The organism is Nocardiopsis rhodophaea, assembly GCF_039530945.1.
GTDB lineage: Bacteria > Actinomycetota > Actinomycetes > Streptosporangiales > Streptosporangiaceae > Nocardiopsis_C > Nocardiopsis_C rhodophaea.
Genome location: NZ_BAAAPC010000031.1, coordinates 36,396 through 54,611, shown reverse-complemented (window position 1 = coordinate 54,611; position 18,216 = coordinate 36,396). Strand labels below are relative to the sequence as shown.

Below are 18,216 nucleotides of genomic sequence, written 5' to 3'. Positions count from 1 at the left end.
CCAGCGAGATGATCTGCTCGCGGTACTCCGGCGGGTAGGCGGGTCGGGTCTTGGGCACGTTGATCTCCTCGTTCAGTGACAAAGTATCCGAAAGCGGACACCTGTCCACCGAACCGAAGCAACATCACTCCTCACGGGCGAAGTCGTCCCAGGCGCGGAGCTGGTGGTTCAACCAGTCCTCCTTGGTTCCCCGCAGCGGGATGGCGTAGAAGACGCTGAGGGAGCGCACGTCACCGCTGGGCTCATAGGTCGTCCCCAGCCGCACCAGCGACTGAGCGAGGTCGACCCAGGCGCCGAACTTCTCGACGTCGAGATCGAGTTCGGTGAGCCGCCGCCGAGGCGCGATGTCGATGAGGTACTCCAGCTGCTCACGGCGGGTGAGGCCGTCGCGGAGCAGCCCCGGCAGCTCGGCGGCCTGCTCCTTGGTCACCAGCGACAGGAAGAACGCCAGGTTGACCGCTCCCTCGACGAAGTCGAGCTCGTGCATGCGGTCCTGGACGTGCGGGGGAAGGTTGAAGATCCCCACGAAGTCGACCCGTTCGCCCTGGGCCTCCAGCGCCTTGGCGATCTCGAAGGCGACGATACCGCCGTAGGAGTACCCGGCGACGGCGTAGGGGCCGGCGGGCTGCTCGGCGCGGATGGCCCTGACATAGCAGTCGACCATCTCGTCGAACGTGGAGAAGTAGTCCTCTCCCGCCCCGAACCCGCGGGCGCGCAGCGCGTAGAAGGGGCGTTCGTTGACGAAGTACTTGGCGAGGTTGACGAACACCAGCACCTCGCCGACGCCCGGGTGCACACAGAACAGAGGGGTCTTGTCCCCACTGAGCTGCAGGGGCACCAGGGGGTCGTAGGCGGCCGTGTCCTGGGGCCCCTCTGCCCCCTCGGGGTGGTCCGAGCGGCCGAACCGCGCGGCCAGCGCACGGACGGTCGGGGCGCGCAGGATCTGCACGACGGGAACGTCGCTCACCCCGAAGGCTTGCTCGACGTGGCTCTTCAGCCGCAGGATGTCCAGCGACGTCCCGCCGAGGTCGAAGAAGCTCGCTGTGGCACTGATCTCGGCCGGGTCGGCGTCGAACATCTCGGCGTAGATCTCAGCGAGGGTGGCCTCGGCGTCGCTGGCGGGGGGCGTGTAACCGCCCAGCTGGCGGGTGATGAGCTCGGCGACGTTGGCCTCGGCCTCGGCGAATTCCCCGGACTCCAGGCGCTTGCGCAGCTGGGAGCGTTGGATCTTGCCGAGGCTCGTCTTGGGGATCGCCGACGCGGGCAGCGGGAGGATGAGCGAGGGGCGGAAGCCCCAGTGCAGCACGGTGCTGCTGCGAATGGCGACGAGCAGGCGGTAGAGCTCCGCCTCGCTCTCGTCCGCTGCCGTGTCGTCGGCCTCGCCCCGCAGCAGGAGCCGCGGGGAGAAGACGATGGCGAGCTGCTCGGTATCGCTGCCCGGTGGGCGGATGGGGAACGCGGCGACACACGACTTCTCCACGCCGTCGAGGCGCTCCAGCACGGTCTCCAGGTCGTGGCTGAAGTAGTTGACGCCGTTGACGATGATGCTGTCCTTGCTGCGGCCGACCAGCGTCAGCCGACCCGCGTCGAGCCTGCCGCGGTCGCCGGTGCGGAACCACCCGCCCGGGGCGAAAGCCGCGCGGGTCGCCTCCTCGTTGTTGAGGTAGCCCCCGAACACCATCGGGCCGCGCACGTGCAGCTCGCCGACCTCGCCGTCGGGCAGCGGCTCCTCGTCGTCGCCGACGACGCGCATCTCCAGCCCCGCGACGGCGTGGCCGAGGGAGGCGAACTCCTGGCCCTCGTCGGCGTCGGGGAAGTCGAGGGAGAAGACGCTCCCGGCACAGGTTTCGGTCATCCCGAACCCCGGGGTGACGACGCCGCGGTCCAGGCCGAAGGGGGCGAGCCGGTCGAGGAGCGCCCGCACCGTGGCGCACACGGTGGCCTCGCCGCCGGAGATGACGCGGCGCAGCGGTGACAGGTCGAGGGTGAGGTCGTCGTCCTGCCGGTCCAGCGACCGGTTGATCTGGGCGAAGAGGAAGTTGGGGGTGAAGGTGAGGGTGACCCGGTGGGCGTGGGACAGCTGCAGCAGGCGCAGCGGGTCGCCGAGGACGGTCTCGGGGGCGACCTGGAGCTGGGTCGCGCCGACGCTCATCGGGAGCAGGTGCATCTCGATGGCGGAGATGTGGTCGAAGGAGATCCAGTTGAGCGTGGTGTCGCGCGCCGTGGTGCCCAGGCGCTCCGCCTTCGCGGGCAGGGCGGCCAGGAGGTTGCTGTGCGATAGGCGGACGGCCTTGGGGTGCCCGGTGGAGCCGGAGGTGAGCATGAGCAGTGCGGTGTCGTCACGCTCCGCGCGGTGGTATGCGCTTTCCGGGGCGGCAGCGGAAAGTTCCTCCAGGCAGCGGACGGACAGGTCCGCGAGGTCGGGCGCCGGGGGCAGGTCGTCACGGAGGCCTTTGGTGGTCAGCCACAGCGGCCGTTCCAGGAGGTCGTCGACGTGCCGCAGCTGTTCGATCCAGCGCGAGGTGTCGGCGCCCTGCGGGCGCAGTGGGCAGGGGACGAAGCCGCCGAGCACGCACGCCCACAACGCGGGGACGTAGTCGTCGGGCTGCTCCAGCAGGAGGACGACGTTGTCGCGGGGGCGCAGGCCGCAGGCGCGCAGGCCGGACAGGAGCCGGGAGGCCTCGGACAGCAGGGCAGGGTAGGACTGGAAGACGGACGCACCGGGGTCGTCGGCCGAGGGATAGCGGACCCCCGCGCACGGCCGGTGTTCGACGGCGTGGGCGAGGAGGTCGCCGATGGTACGGAAGGACGTCCAGGGTGGTGCGTCAGCGAGGGGCACCGCACCGTGTCCGATGCCGGACGCGGAAGGAGTGACCCCCGTATCGGCATTTCTTTGAAAGGAAAACTGATAAGACATCGTTCTTCTCCCCGTGGTCGTGCCTCATCTTCCGCTCCAGTATTCGGACCCCGTAACGGCAATAGACGGCCATGAGCGGCGGTGATCCAGGCGCCGCGATCCGGATGACGATTCAACGATCACCAACTCCGTGAAAGTGCACGGAGTGAGCTATTCGACCTTCTCCCATCCAGCCCCAAAACACCAGCGCAACCACCCTGGCACAGCAACCGAAGACGCCATTGAACCCCGCCGCACAGGAATTTTTAATAACCTCCCGGAATCCGGATTCAAGGGCAACACACGCGCGAGATCAACTCAATGTGCCGTGTCTCACAGCCCGATTGTCCGCGCGCTTATCCCGCACCGATCCGGGTGGTTCGCACAGAACCGGAGGCACGGAGTCACATCGCCATGAGGCGGGTGATCAACGCGGCGGCCGAGAGCACCAGAAAGACCGCCGAGGGCGCCATCCGCTGCACGGGATCCCGCTTGGTGACGTGGAAACCGAGCGCCAGCACCATGAGCACCACCAGACCCACGGTGGCGGCGACACCGAGCCATACGGCCCACGCGATGCCCAACCACTCCCCCGCGAGCCCGACGATCAGGCCCACACCGCCGAGGACTTCGAACACTCCGGTCAGCCGCATTATCCGCAGGTCGAGCCCGAGGCCGACCGTCTGGTCCACAGCAGTTTTCAGCGCCAGCGCCTTTGGCACACCGACGGCCAGCACCGCCCCGGCGAGGAGAATGGCCAGGACCATGGCAGCGATCAGCACGCACGCCTCCCATATTCTTGATCAGGAATCCAAAATGCGAGGACCATGATGAGTGACACCACGCACTTGACGAAAGACGGAAAATCCGTGTTCCTAACGAACACCGATGTTTCCCACCAGGTCCCGGGGCATCAGGAACGCTGCAATATCCGCGATGTCCTCGACCGCATCGGGGACAGGTGGAGCGTTCTGGTGATCACGATGCTGGGGGACGGCCCCCTCCGCTATTCGGAACTGCGTCGCAGGATCGACACCGTCTCCCAGCGGATGCTGACGCTGACGCTGCGGAACCTGGAACGCGACGGCCTGGTCGCGCGAACGGTGACCCCCCAGACACCGCCACGGGTCGACTACGCCCTGACAGAGGCCGGGTCGACGCTGTGCGAGCGGCTCTCTCCCCTGATCGACTGGGCGGAGGAGAACCACCCGCACATCGTCGCCAGCCGTGAGCGCTACGACAACTCGCTGAAGGACGGTGGCTGAGACGGTGAGCTCCCCAGGCGGCCACGGCCTGGGGGGACGACCAACCGAATCCGGCGATGTCCCCACCATCGGGCCCACCGTCGCCCCGGTTCGGCGGTGAGGCCGCGGGTGCGGTATCTATAGACAGGCCCCAGCCGTGGCCGACGCGGCCCGCCCCCGATTCGAAGGCGATCCGGATGAGAAGACTCGCGCCCTGCGCGCTCATGTTGATCTTGGCGCTCACCGCCTGCGGTGGCGATTCAGACGAGGCCACGGACAAGCCCGCCGATTCTCGGCCTGATTCGCAGCCGGAGACCGGCGTCGAGGACGACAACATGGCGGCGGCCCGCACCGCGGCCGAGGACTTCCTCGAAGCGCTGCGCACCGGCGACGGCGAGGTGGGCTGCGCACTCATCGACGAGGAGGCGCACGCCTCGGTGACCCTCACCACGATGAACACGCAGGCCGCCACCATGGAAGAGGAGTGCGAGCCCGCCTTCCCCACCTACGCCGAGGGTTTCGTCGGAGCCGACGTCGCGAAGATCGGTGGGATCGAGATGGGCACCGACACGCGGGGCGAGACCCCGATCGCCACCGTCGAACTCGTCTATTCCGATGAGGTCGAGGGCGACACCGCCGACGACCTGCTCTTCTGGCTGATGGACGACGGCGAGTGGCGCATCCGCACGGTCCCCTTCGGCGGACCCACAGGCTGACGGGGATGGTGCTCCGCCCGTCAGGTCGCGGCACCGACGGACACGGGGCCGGTGGCGCGCACGCGCCACCGGCCCCCACTCATCCCTCGATGGTATGCCTGGTGTCAGTTCGTGCGTTCGGCGCTGGCCTCCGGGACCCGGCCAAAAATGTCGCGCGTTCCCCTCGCGAGGATCGCGGTGGAGTTGAACAGCACGATCCGGGCGCCGCGTTCACGCCAGGATTCGACCTCGTCCGGCGAGTCGACCAGGACGACCCGGTAGCACCAGCGGAACCGGCGTGCGCTCGCGGATGGCGGCGAGCCGTTCGAGGTCCAGGGCCACGGGTTCGGCCGTCATGCCGTGGACGTTGCCCACGGCGAGCGTCAGCGGGTCGACCCCGGTCTCCTCGACGAAGGCCCGCGCCTGGTCCGGATCGGTTCCGGGTACCGCCGCGAGGGTGGTGCGGTCCTCGTCGCCGGTGACCACACCGAGTTCGGCCTCGACTTAGGCGCCGTAGCGCTGGGCGGCCGACACGGCACGCGCGGTCAGCCGCGCGTTCTCGGCGAAGGACATGTGGGACCCGTCGATCATCACCGACGTGTAGCCGCGGTCGAGGCACCGGCCGATCTCGTCCAGGTGTGGCGTCCACCGGACGGCGTCGGGCCACCGGTGCGACGGGCTTCGGGGACCTCGCATGGCGTCAGCATCGCACGCGGGGCCCTGTTCTCACGGGGGCCGGGCGGTTCTCGGTTCCGGCTGGGCGGCGGTCGGCTTCCGTTGCTGCCGAGCTGACGAGGTTGCGTGTCCTAAACCTCGGCGGGCGATTTTGGCCGCATCCGGACACCCATTCTGACCTGCGATCTAGATCGAACGTTGACAGCGAGACGGACGGTGAGCACGGGGCGCGCATTTGCCCAGTTCGATTGATCGATCACTCTCCGGATAGTCACACCCCGTAATTACCTTTCGTCTGTTCCTCCACATCTGCGCTGTTAAGCGGATTTATCCACCCCTAGCGTGTTCATCCCACGATGTTCTAGATTTCCCGACTGTTCATCAGATTTCTGCTGGACACTGCTGGTCGGCGCGCGTCCCACAAGGTCCGCTGCGACCAGGAATCCGGGCTCTGCCCTGGCAATCCGGGGCTCGGTTTCCGAATGATTTCCCCCTTATGAAAGGGCAGTAAATTGCCTACATCCCCCACAATCCGCACCATCGGCGGAGCCGTCGCGGCCCTCGGCCTGACGTTCGCCGTGGCGCCGGCGGCGCAGGCCGCACCGCAGCCGCCGGTCGCCTCCCCCGAACAACTCGACGCCATGCAGCGCGACCTCGGCCTTACCAGGGCCGACGCCGTCGACCTCATCGAATCCGAGGAGAAGGCGCAGGCCGTCGAGACGACGCTGCGTGCGGCCCTCGGCGACGACTTCGGCGGCTCCCACTTCGACATCGAGGACCGGGAACTCACCATCCAGGTCACCGACACCGCCGCGGTGGAGAAGGTCACGGCAACCGGTGCCGATGCCGAGGTCGTCGAGCACGGCGAGGCCGAACTCGGCAGGGTCATGGACACCCTTGACGACAGCGAGGCGGCGGCCGACGAGGCCATCGCGGGCTGGCGCGTGGACCCGGCCAGTGACTCCGTGGTCGTGACCGTCGCCAGGGGCGAAGCCGCCGAAGCCGAGGACTTCATCGCCGAGGCCGGGGTGAATTCCGACGCCGTGACGATCGAGGAGAGCGCCGAGACCCCCCGCACCTACGCCGACCTCGTCGGTGGAACCCCCTACTACTTCCAGAACGGTGGTTCGTGGTACGTCTGCTCCGTGGGCATCCCGGTCGTCGGCGGCTACGTCACGGCCGGGCACTGCGGTGACGCGGGCAGCACCACCTGGGAGCGGCCCAACAACAGCACCCAGATCGGCACGGTGGTCCAGTCCAACTTCCCCGGCCAGGACTCCGGCTTCGTGCGGGTGACCAACCCCGCCTTCACGCCGGTGGCGAAGGTGGACGACTACTCGGGCGGCACCGTGGACATCACCGGCTCGGCCGAGGCCGCGGTCGGTGCCTCTGTCTGCCGCTCCGGGCAGACCACGGGCTGGCACTGCGGCACCATCGAGTCCAAGAACCAGACGGTGCGCTACCCCGAGGGCACGGTGCGCGGCCTGACCCGCACCAACGTGTGCGCCGAGGGCGGCGACTCAGGCGGGTCCTGGGTCAGCGGCACCCAGGCCCAGGGCGTGACCTCGGGCGGTTCGGGCAACTGCACCTGGGGCGGCACCACCTACTTCCAGCCCCTCAACACGATCCTGGACCAGTGGAACCTGACCCTGCTCACCCGCTGACGGGCTGAGGCGGACGCGGGGAGCCCCCCTCCTCGATCTCCCTCCCCGGGTCCGCCACTCCCAACAGCGTCCCCGGCCGACCGGTGCACCACCCTCCGCACCGGTCGGCTTCGCCCTCTCCGACCCGCCGCGACCGGGCCCCGGCGCGACCACCTCGGCGACCAGATCCCCCGCCCGGCCCGGAGCCGCCGCGACGTGCGCTTCAGCGCGCCTGCCGCACGCGCCCCCCTTCAACGCATCCCGTCTCCATTCCCGCCGGGGACGGATGAGGGTGCGCATCGCGGCGGCTTTCGCTCGCCCCTCTCACCCTGGGTGGGCGCCATGCGGGTTGCACGCCTATCAACGAGGACGACCGGGGGGATCCGCCCACGACTCGTGGCGCTGTTCGCGGCCTTCTCCGTCGTCGATGCCGAGCTGTTGGGCCTGCGCGGCGCCCCCGGCGGAGTGTCTACTGCTCGTCGGGGGAGTTTCCGGGCTTCCACTTGATGCCGCAGCCGAGGCTGGGTGTGTGGGGTTCGGGCACGGGCTTGCCCGCGAGGACAGCGTCCAGGGCGGCCCGCAGGCTCGCGCCGTCGACCGGGAGGTCGTTTCCCGGGCGCGCGGCGTCGAATTCGCCGCGGTAGGCCAGTCGGCGCTCGGCGTCGTAGACGAAGAAGTCGGGAGTACAGGCCGCGCGGTAGGCCCGGGCCACCTCCTGGGTCTCGTCGACGAGGTAGGGGAAGGTGAATCCGGCGCGCTCGGCCTGCTCGGCGAGGTGCTCGGCGGAGTCGTCGGGGTAGTTGACGACGTCATTGCTGCAGATCGCGACGGTGGCGACCCCCTTGTCCCGGTACTCGGCGCCCACCTGTCCGATGCCCTCTTCGATCCTGCGCACGTAGGGGCAGTGGTTGGACAGGAACATCACGACCAGGGCCGGGGCGTCGGCGACGTCGCCCAATGACACCGTGTCCCCGCCGACGGCGGGGAGCGTGAAGTCGGGAGCGGGGGTGCCGAGCTCGACCATGTAGGAATGCGTGGCTGCCATAGCGGCAGTCTCGCATATGCCGCGGGTCACAGCGCAAGGATGAAACGGGCGGTGGCCGACTGGGGCGGGCCGGGGGAGCACCACCGGAGCTGTCGTGGGTGCGGCGGTAGCGATGAACGCCGATCCGCCAAGAACAAACGAGTCCCCCGACTTTTTCCGTTGAACAGTTTTCTATCAAACGAAAGATCAACAGCCGCAGTCCTCCGATTCGCGCGGCAAACCAACGAATACATTCGATCGAGTGTGACGAGCGCCACTTCGTGCGGACGTACTGAAGCGTGCGCGATTCCCTCAAATCCAGCCACGCGCGTTGCTAAATTTTCAAATATTGACCTCCCCCCATTCGGCTTCCAGGATTATCCCCGACCCTTGATTTACATTTTCACTACCCCATTGAGCTGCACGTACATCAGATTGACGTCGAGCGTTACACGCATTTAACAAACCTCTCCCCGATGATCTTGCAGCCCCCTAGAAAAACTCACCACGGCCAGGTACTTTTTGGTCACCGCCCGCACTGTATTTCCGTGTTCCTGCGCGACCGCACTTCTCGACCACCCTTCCAGAGAAGGCGGAACGCGAATGAGGGGAACACCTCCTGCCTGCTTATCCACTTCCCTGGAGAATCGGCAATGCTCGCTGCAACGACGCTGTACGACCTGTGCCGGAACCGCGCCGAGTCGCGCCCCGATACGACCGCCTTCGGCTTTCTGTCCGAGGGCGATATCACCGCGGATCTCACCTACCAGGGGCTGGACGCCGCCGCGCGCGCCATCGCGGCCGCGCTGCGTCCTCTCGCCCGGCCCGGGGACCGGGCGCTGCTGCTCTTCGAGCCGGGCCTGGACTTCGTCACGGCCTTCTACGGCTGCCTGTACGCCGGAGTCATCCCCGCGCCGGTCCCTCCGCCCAGCACGCGCAAGAGCGGCCAGGCGGTCGCCCGGATCACCGCGATCGCTGCCTCGGCCGGGACCTCCCTGATGCTGTCCACCAGCGGCCGACTCGCACGGCTGGCCGTCCCCCTCGGCACGGACAGCGCCACGCATGCCACCGGCATCACCCCCGTGCCCACCGACCGGATGACCGCCGACCCCGGCGACTGGCGGCCGCCCCGGCCCCGCCCAGAGGACACCGCCTACCTGCAGTTCTCCTCAGGGTCGACCGGCGCGCCCAAGGGCACGGTGATCACCCACTCCGCCGCCTTGCACAACCTCGACCAGATCAGCCGCACGCTCCGTCTCGACTCGGAGCAGTCGCTGGTCAGCTGGCTGCCCATGCACCACGACACCGGCCTGGTCGCAGGTGCGCTGAGTCCGCTCTACGACGCCTTCCCCGCCTGGCTCATGTCGCCGCTGGAGTTCATGCAGCGGCCGGCCTCCTGGCTGTCGGCGATCTCGAAGCTGTCGGCGACCGGCACGGTCGCCCCCGACTTCGGTTACGAGCTGTGCGCGCGGCGGGTCAACGAACGCCAGCGCGCCGACCTCGACCTCTCCAGCCTTCGCCTGGCGCTGAGCGGCGCCGAGCCCGTCCGCCCCACCACCCTCGAACGGTTCGCCCAGGCGTTCGAGCCGTGCGGATTCCGCCGTACCGCCTTCCTCCCCTGCTACGGCCTGGCCGAGGCCACCCTGCTGGTCAGCGGCGGACCGGCGGACACGGGGGCGCGGACGCTCGTCTGCGACGCCGAGGCGCTCGCGCGCCACGACGTCGTCCCCGTGCCGCCCGGCACGTCGGGCTCCCGCGCCCTGGTGGCGTGCGGCCAGGCGGTCCCCGGAGTCGACCTGGCGATCGTCGACCCCGCCACCGCCCGCCGCTGCCCGCCCGGCCGTGTCGCGGAGATCTGGCTCAGCGGCCCCAACGTGGGCGGCGGCTACTTCAACGACCCCGAGCGCACCGCCGCGACGTTCGGCGCCAGGCTCGCCGAGGGCCCCGAGCGCACCTATCTGCGCACCGGCGACCTCGGCTTCTGCCACGACGGGCAGGTCTACATCACCGGCCGGATCAAGGATGTCCTCATCGTCGACGGCCGCAACCTCTACGCCCAGGACCTCGAACTCACCATCCGCCAGAGCCATCCGGCGCTGGGGACGCACGCGTGCGCGGTGTTCCCCGTCGACGACGGCACCCGGGAGGAGATCGTCGCGGTCATCGAGGTCGACCCCGAGGCCCCGATGAGCGAGGACCGGCTGACCAAGACCGTGCGGGAGGCGGTCAGTGCCGAGCACGGCGTACAGCTCGGCCGCGTCCTGGGGCTGCGGCCCGGCAGCATCCCCCTCACCTCCAGCGGCAAGGTGCAGCGTTTCGCCTGCCGCGACGCCGTCCTCGACGGCACGTTCGACTCTGCCCCCGCCACCGAGCACCGCGTCCAGGAGGAGGTCTAGCAACCATGGCCGATGACACCACCGGTCGGACACCGCCGCCGGACGCGGCACGCATCCGGACCTGGCTGACCGAGCGGGTCGCGGACCTCAGCGGCATCCAACCGCGGGATGTGGACCCCCGCGACACGTGGCAGAGCTACGGCATGGCCTCGGCCGACGCCGTGAGCCTCTCGGGCGAGCTGGAGGAGTGGCTGCGACGCCCGCTGCCGCCCACCCTGGTCTACGAACACCCCACGATCGACGCGCTGGTCGCCTACCTCACCGCCCCGGAGGGCGACTCCACCCCGGCGCCAAGCGCGGCCGCGGCGGCCGCAACGACACGTCCGGTCACCGCCGCCCCGGACGACAGCGGCGGTAACGGGTCCGACCCGGTGTGCGTGGTGGGCGTCGGCTGCCGCTTTCCCGGCGGGGCGCACGGCCTTGACGGCTACTGGGACCTGTTGGCCAGCGGCCGCCACGCGGCCCGAGAGGTGCCGCGCGAGCGGTGGGACGCGAGCGCCTACTACGACCCCGACCCGGACCGTCCCGGCGGCGTCTACACCCGCCACGGTGGGTTCCTCGACGACATCGCCGGGTTCGACGCCGGGCTGTTCGGTATCTCGCCCGGTGAGGCGCTGCGCATGGACCCCCAGCAGCGGCTGGTGCTGGAGGTCGCCTGGGAGGCGCTGGAGCATGCGGGGATCGCCGTGGACGGGCTGCGCGGCAGCCGCACCGGAATGTTCCTCGGCACGATGGACACCGGCCAGTACTCCCAGCTCCAGTTCGACCGGGAGGGGCGCGCGTGCCTGGACGATCCCAACTTCGGGATCGGCGCGGCGCCCAGTGTGGCCGCCGGGCGCCTGTCCTACCTGCTGGACCTGCGCGGGCCGACGCTCAGCGTGGACACCGCGTGCTCCTCCTCACTGGTCGGCCTGCACCTGGCCGCCCAGGCCCTGCGGCAGGGGGAGTGCGACCTCGCCCTGGCCGCGGGCGTCAGCGCGCTGGCGCACCCCGACGGGATGGTCCAGGCGTGCCGCATGCGCATGCTCGCCGCCGACGGACGCTGCAAGACCTTCGACGAGACGGCCGACGGGTTTCTCATGGGCGAGGGCTGCGGCGTCGTCGTCCTCGAACGACTCAGCTCCGCGCGCGCCAACGGGCACCGCGTGCTGGCGGTGGTGCGCGGCTCCGCGGTCAACCAGGACGGCCGCAGCAACGGGCTCACCGCGCCGAACCGGCAGGCCCAGACAGCGGTGATCCGCGCGGCACTGGCGGCGGCCGCGACCGCACCCGGCGACGTCGACTACGTGGAGGCGCACGGCTCGGGCACCCGGCTGGGCGACTCCCTGGAGATCGAGGGTCTGGCCGAGGCGTTCGGCCCGCGGCCCGCCGACCGGCGTCCGCTGGTGGTGGGCGCGGTGAAGACCAACGTCGGCCACCTGCTCGGCGCGGCGGGCATGGCCGGTTTGATCAAGGCCGTGCTCGTGCTCCAGCACGGGGAGGCCCCGCGCAACCTGCACCTGGAGCGGCCGATCCCGGCGGTGAAGGACGCCGAGGCCACCCTCGTCCTGCCCGAGGGCCGCACGCCGCTGCCCGATGACGGCGGCCCGCGCGTCGCCGGAGTGAGCTCGTTCGGCTGGTCGGGGACCAACGCCCACGCCGTCCTGGAACAGGCGCCCGGCGCTGACGCCACGCCCGTGTCGGAGGCCGAGCAGCACCATCCGCACCTGCTCACTCTGTCGGCGGCCTCGGACTCGGCGCTCGCCGCGACGGCGGGCCGGCTCGCCGACCACCTGGGCTCCGCCGAGGGGAGCGGCGACACCCCCGCCCTCCGCGATGTCGCCCACACTCTGCGCACCGGCCGCAGCGCCCTCGACCACCGCCGCGCCCTGGTCGTCCGCGACACCGACGACGCGTGCGCCGCCCTGTCCGACCTGGCTCACCAGGCGGAACGTGGCGTCGGCGCCGGTGTCGGGGTGCGCGCCCGAGCGGCGGCGCCGGTGGTGTTCATGTTCCCCGGCGTCGGCGACCAGTACCCCGGCATGGGGCGCGGCCTCTACGAGCGCTTCGGGGCGTTTGGCGCGGCCGTGGACGAGTGCGCCGAGATCCTGCGCACGCCGCTCGGCCGGGACATCCGCGACCTGGTCTTCGCTGGCTCCCCGGAGAGCGCGGGCGCGGGGGCGCCTCCCGGGGGTGGGGACCTGCGCGCCCTCATGGGCCGCGCTCAGGCCGACGCCCCGAGCTCCCCGCTGCACCGCACCGATCTCGCCCACCCGGTGGTGTTCGTGACCGAGTACGCGCTGGCCCGGCTGTGGATGAGCCAGGGGGTGCGCCCCTCGGCGCTGATCGGCTACAGCCTGGGCGAGTATGTCGCGGCCTGCCTGTCGGGCGTGTTCTCCCTGCACGACGCACTCCACCTGGTCGCCGAGCGCGCCCGGCTGATCCAGGAGACCACCGCGGGCGCCATGGTCGCGGTGGCGGCGCCCGAGGAGCAGGTCCGGGCCATGCTGTCACCCGGCCTTTCGGTGGCGGCGGTCAACGGCCCGGCGATGACGGTGGTCAGCGGCGCGACCGCGGACGTCGCCGAGTTCGAGGCGGGGCTCCACGGCGTCGCCCGACAGCGGGTGCGGACCACCCACGCCTTCCACTGCGGCCTGCTGGCTCCCGTGGCCGAGCGGTTGGAAGGAGTGGTTCGGGGCGTGGCGCGCTCAGCACCGCGGATTCCGTTCGCCGCGAACCTCACCGGCGCCTGGATCACGGATGACGAGGCACGCGACCCGGCCTACTGGGCCGCCCATACGCGCTCGACCGTCCGGTTCGCCGACGGTCTGGCGACCGTCGGCGAGGGCGACCCGCCGGTCTTGCTGGAGGTCGGACCGGGGCAGACGCTGTCGGGGCTGGCCATGCAGGTGCTGCGTGGCTGCGCGACCCCGGTGGCCTCGATGCGCCCCGAGGACCAGCACGACGATGACGCGGAGGTACTGCTGCGCGCCGCCGGGCGGCTGTGGGAGGAGGGGGTCGGTCTGGACAGCCGGGGCCCGGACGGTCAGCTTGTGCCGCTGCCCACCTACGCATTCGAGCACACCCCGTACTGGCCGACCCCCGTCGACGGCGCGGACCGCTCCCGGGGCGGGCCGGTCCGCCCCGCGGTCCGGCCCGAGGGCAAACTGCCCGACCTCGCCGACTGGTGCCACTCCCCCGTCTGGGAGGAGGCCGCCGCTGCCCGCCCGCCGCACCCGGCAGATCCCGAGGTGTGGCTCCTGTTCGCCGACCCCGACGGCGTGTGCGACGGCGTGGCGGCGTGGCTGACCTCGACCGGTGTCGGCACCCCGGTCGTGGTCCAGCCGCGCGGCGGCGAGACCCCGGGGACGGCGGCGGCGAGCGGGGCCGTTCCCTCCCCGGCACCGCTGTCCATCGACCCGAGCGCGGCCGAGTCCTACACGGATCTGCTGCGCGAGGTCGCCGAGCGGCACGGCCCGGTGCGCCGGATCGTACACGCCTGGTCCCTCCGCGAGCGGCGGACGGGCCGGGCAGGTGCCTCCGGCGCGGTGGCGGCCGGACCGCACAGCCTGGTGCTCCTCGCCCAGGCGCTGGGCCGGACCATGCCCGGAGCGCCGGTGGAGCTGGTCGCGTTGACGGCCAACGCGCTGGCGGTGACCGGCGACGACGGCCGCCACCCGGAGCGAGCCACCGCGCTGGGCGTGTGCCGCTCCATCGACCTGGAGTACCCCAGCGTCCACGCCCGGGTCGTCGACCTCGATCTGGACGGCCCGTGGGACACCCCGGACTCGGCCCGGCGCCTGGGCCGGGAGGTCGCGCTCGCCGACGCGGCGGAGGTCACCGCCTACCGGGGCCGCCGCCGGTGGATCCGAGGGTGGAAGCACACACCGGTGCCGGCCGCCGAGCCCGGCGAGGTCTGGCGCGAACGCGGCAGCTACCTGATCACCGGGGGGCTCGGCGGGCTGGGGCTCGCCCTGGCGGGGCACCTGGCGCGCACGGTGGCCGCCCGGCTCACGCTCGTCGCCCGCACGCCCCTGCCCGCGCGCGACCACTGGCCGGACCTGCTCTCCGCCGAGGACACCCCGCCAGAGGTCCGCCGCAGGATCCAGGGCGTCCTCGACCTGGAAGCCGCCGGAGCCGAGGTGCTGCCGCTGGCCGCCGACATCGCCGACCCCGACCACGCCCGCTCCATCGTCGCCGCCGCCCGCGAGCGCTTCGGAGCGGTACACGGCGTCGTCCACGCCGCCGGTGTGCCCGGAGAAGGCCTTGTCCAGGTCAAGACGACCGAGCAGATGGACCGGGTGCTGCGGCCCAAGGTCGCCGGCACTCTCGCGCTGGGCGAGGCCCTGGCGGAGCAGGAGCAGCCGCCCGACTTCATCGCGCTCTACTCCTCGGCCACCGCCGTCCTCGGCGGCCTGGGCGAGAGCGACTACTGCGCGGCCAACGCGTTCCTCGACGCCTACGCCCAAGCGGCACCGTCGGGATGCCGGGTCGTGGCGATCGGCTGGGGGCCGTGGCGCTGGGACACCTGGCAGGCCGCCGCGTTCGCCGAACGGCCCGACGCGCTCGCGGCCGTCGAGGAGCTGCGCGAGCGCTATGGGATCACCTTCGACGAGGGCCACGACCTGCTGACCCGGATCCTCGCGGCCGACACCGCCCAGGTCCTGGTCATCCCGCAGCCCATGGAGGAGGCCGCGGAACAGTGGGCGGGCCTGGCGGAACTTCCCGGGGAGAGCGCGGTCCCGCCGCAGCGCTATCCGCGACCGCGGTTGCGCACCCCCTATGTCGCCCCGCGCACGCCGGCCGAGGAGCGCATCGCCGCACTGTGGCAGGACCGCCTCGGCATCGACCGCGTGGGCATCGACGACCCGTTCCTCGACCTCGGCGGCAACTCCCTGGTCGGCCTGGCCATCGTGGCCGCGATCGAGAAGGAGACAGGGGTGCGGCTGTCGGCGGCGGCCCTGCTGGAGGCGCCGACGGTGCGCGGTCTCGCCCACCTCGTCGAGGGGGACCCGTCCGACGGTGTAGGCACCGAGGAGCCCCTCGGTGCCGACGCCGAACGCGGCCGGATGCGCCGCCAGCGCCTCCTGCGCCGCGCCAACCGGGGGGAGGTGTCCTGATGCTCGTGTCACGCCGCGATAGCGGCCGGCGGCGGGCGGTGGCGGAGGACTCCGCCGAGCGGCGCCCGCGGCACGCCGCCCCTGCGGAGGGCCCGCACCGGCACGGTCGGGTCCCAGCGCGTGGCCCCGGCGCCCTCGCGGTCGCAGGACGGAGCGGCCGCAACGCAGCGCCCGACGCTCATCAGCGCGCAGGGGACGGACCCGGGGCGGCGGCGCCCGGAGGGCTGGAGGCCGCGGTGGCGCCGATCCCCGCCGACCGTCAGGTGACGTCCGCTCTCCTGCTCCGGACCGGGCGAAGGGTGGTTCGCGCATGAGTATCGATCTCGATTCCGCCGTGGCGATCGTGGGCCTGTCCGGGCGGTTTCCCGGCTCCGGCTCCGTGGGCGCCCTGTGGGACAACCTGGCCGCCGGAGCGCGGTCGATCCGCCCGCTCACCGAACAGGAGCGCCGCTCCCTGGCCCCCGAAGCGGTGGCGGACCCCGCATTCGTCCCGGTGACCGCCGACGTGGCCGGGGTGGAGGAGTTCGACGCCGAGTTCTTCGGTTTCACCGCGGAGGAGGCCGCCGCGATGGACCCGCAGAACCGGCTGTTCCTGGAGTGCGTGTGGGAGGCGATGGAGGACGCCGGGCACGACCCGCAGGGGTCGAGCATGCCGGTCGGCGTGTTCGCCGGGTGCGGCTTCCCCTCCTACCTGGCGCGGCTGGGCGGACAGCGGGGCGGGGCCGGCACTCCGGAGCTGCGGCGCGAGTCCGAGCGAATGCTCTACGCCGTCGGCAACGACCGGGACTCGCTGTGCTCGATGGTGTCCTACAAGCTCGACCTGCGCGGCCCCAGTATCGCCGTGCAGACGTTCAGCTCGTCGGCGCTGACCTCACTCCACCTGGCCTGCCAGAGCCTGCTGGGCTACGAGACGGACATGGCCCTGGCCGGCGGCGTGGCGATCCACACCCCGCAGGCCACGGGTTACCGGTACGACGAGGCCGGTACCCAGTCCCCCGACGGGTCGTGCCGCAGCTTCGACGCCAATTCGCGGGGGACGGTGATCGGCAACGGGCTGGGCGTGGTGGCGCTGAAGCGCCTCGCCGACGCGCACGCCGACGGCGACCACATCTACGCGGCGATCCTGGGCACCGCCGTCAACTGCGACGGCGGTGCCCGTGCCGGGTACGCCGCCCCCGGGCGGGGCGGCAAGGCGCGGGTGGCCGCCGAGGCGCTGGCCAACGCCGGTGTGGCGGCCGGGGAGATCGACTACATCGAGGCGCTCGGGCTGGGCGTCACGGTGATCGACACCATCGAGCTGAGCGCCCTGGCCCAGGTCTACGCCCCAGCGCACGCCCCGCGCTCGTGCCCCATCGGCGCGCTGAAGCCCAACATGGGCCACCTGGAGCACGCCTCGGGGATCGCCAGCCTGATCAAGACGGCGCTGATGCTGCACCACCGCACCCTGCTGCCGACGATCGAGCACACCGAACCCAACGCGGCCCTGGCCGCGCCGGACAGCCCGTTTCGGATACAGACCACGGCCGCGCCATGGGAGCGCCGGTTCGGCAGTCCGCGGCGCGCGGCGGTGAACAGTTTCGGCATCGGCGGTACCAACGCCCACGCCATCCTGCAGGAGGCGCCGGAGCCGCCGGGGCGCCCCCGTCCGCACGCGGGCGCGCCGCACCTGCTCCCCGTCTCGGCGCGGACGCCCGAAGCGCTGAGCGCGGCCGTCGCTCGGCTGCGCGCGCACCTGGAGCACCGGCCCGACCTGGACCTCCGCGACGTCGCGCACACCCTGCAAACCGGGCGCACACCCTTCGCGCACCGCAGGTTCGTCGTATGCCGTGGCATACCCGAGGCCGCCGCGGCGCTCGGTGTCCACGATCCGGGCCGGACCTCCGCCGAGGCGGGGGCGAACGCCGAGGGCGAGGTCGTGCTGCGCTTTCCCGCGCACGGTGCCGCCCCGACGGAGCTCACCGCCGAACTCCGCGCCGCGCAGCCCGCCTACGCAGCGGCGGCCGAGGAATGCGCGGCGGCCCTGCGCGCCTGGACGGGGAGAGACGACGCGCCCGCCGCCGGGCCGGAAGCCGCCGAGTTCGTCGCCCACTACGCCCTCGGCCGGACGCTCGCCGCGTTCGGCGTGACGCCGCGGCTGGTGACCGGGCCGGGCGTCGGGCGCCTCGCGGCCGCGTGCCTCGCCGGGACGCTGACGGTGTCCGACGCGCTGGAGTGGCTGCGCGTCGGCGGCCCGTGGCCCGCCGACGACCGATGCGAGGCGGTCAAGCCCGACGACATCGTCGTCGAGGTCGGCACCGCCGCTTCGGCGCCCGGCGCCATCCCCGCCTTCTCCCCCGACCTGTGCCGCGCGGAGGGCGCCCGCGTCGCCCTGTACGAGCTGGCCGGCCGACTCTGGCTGGCCGGTGTCCGCATCGACTGGGCCGGTCTGCACCCAGAGGGGCCCGGTCGCCGGATCCCGCTGCCCACCTCCCCCTTCCAGCGCCGACGGCACTGGATCGACTAGGCGCGAGGGGCGGGCAGCGCACCACCCCACCGAGAGAACCC

General features: G+C 71.6%; 9 protein-coding genes and 1 pseudogene. 6 read left to right on the top strand and 4 right to left on the bottom strand.

The features are described 5' to 3' along the window. Positions 1–124: 124 nt before the first annotated feature. Positions 125–2,839 (bottom strand): alpha/beta fold hydrolase, encoded by a 2,715-nt coding sequence (locus tag ABD259_RS24505; RefSeq protein WP_344165558.1) that lies wholly within the window; start codon positions 2,837–2,839, stop codon positions 125–127. 461 nt (positions 2,840–3,300) lie between these two features. Next, a complete protein-coding gene (locus ABD259_RS24500) occupies positions 3,301–3,678 on the bottom strand; it encodes a DoxX family protein (RefSeq protein ID WP_344165555.1) in 378 nt (125 codons plus the stop codon). An 87-nt stretch (positions 3,679–3,765) separates the two neighbouring features. On the opposite strand from ABD259_RS24500, the gene ABD259_RS24495 reads away from it, so the two are divergent. Both ABD259_RS24495 and ABD259_RS24490 read left to right on the top strand, forming a co-directional pair. Then, on the top strand, positions 3,766–4,161 hold the full coding sequence (locus ABD259_RS24495) for a winged helix-turn-helix transcriptional regulator (RefSeq protein WP_344165552.1): 396 nt from the start codon (positions 3,766–3,768) through the stop codon (positions 4,159–4,161). Positions 4,162–4,337: 176 nt separating this feature from the next. After that, positions 4,338–4,856, top strand: a complete 519-nt coding sequence (locus ABD259_RS24490; protein WP_344165549.1) for a hypothetical protein — start codon at positions 4,338–4,340, stop codon at positions 4,854–4,856. Positions 4,857–5,066: 210 nt separating this feature from the next. On the opposite strand, the pseudogene ABD259_RS24485 reads toward ABD259_RS24490, so the two are convergent. Then, positions 5,067–5,531 (bottom strand): annotated as a pseudogene (locus tag ABD259_RS24485) (class II fructose-bisphosphate aldolase). A 491-nt stretch (positions 5,532–6,022) separates the two neighbouring features. On the opposite strand from ABD259_RS24485, the gene ABD259_RS24480 reads away from it, so the two are divergent. Continuing rightward, complete coding sequence (locus tag ABD259_RS24480; RefSeq protein ID WP_344106991.1) at positions 6,023–7,174, top strand: S1 family peptidase; 1,152 nt, start codon at positions 6,023–6,025, stop codon at positions 7,172–7,174. 448 nt (positions 7,175–7,622) lie between these two features. Here the strand turns inward: ABD259_RS24480 and ABD259_RS24475 are convergent, their stop codons facing one another. Continuing rightward, positions 7,623–8,198 carry a thioredoxin family protein gene (locus ABD259_RS24475; protein ID WP_344165546.1) on the bottom strand — a complete coding sequence of 192 codons (576 nt, stop codon included), beginning with the start codon at positions 8,196–8,198 and terminating at the stop codon, positions 7,623–7,625. Between the two features lie 632 nt (positions 8,199–8,830). On the opposite strand from ABD259_RS24475, the gene ABD259_RS24470 reads away from it, so the two are divergent. The 3 genes from ABD259_RS24470 (at position 8,831) to ABD259_RS24460 (ending at position 18,175) form a co-directional block, all read left to right on the top strand. Beyond that, positions 8,831–10,573 carry a fatty acyl-AMP ligase gene (locus tag ABD259_RS24470; RefSeq protein WP_344165543.1) on the top strand — a complete coding sequence of 581 codons (1,743 nt, stop codon included), beginning with the start codon at positions 8,831–8,833 and terminating at the stop codon, positions 10,571–10,573. Positions 10,574–10,578: 5 nt separating this feature from the next. After that, on the top strand, positions 10,579–15,672 hold the full coding sequence (locus ABD259_RS24465) for an SDR family oxidoreductase (RefSeq protein WP_344165540.1): 5,094 nt from the start codon (positions 10,579–10,581) through the stop codon (positions 15,670–15,672). 310 nt (positions 15,673–15,982) lie between these two features. Beyond that, on the top strand, positions 15,983–18,175 hold the full coding sequence (locus ABD259_RS24460) for a beta-ketoacyl synthase N-terminal-like domain-containing protein (protein ID WP_344165537.1): 2,193 nt from the start codon (positions 15,983–15,985) through the stop codon (positions 18,173–18,175). Positions 18,176–18,216: the final 41 nt, after the last annotated feature.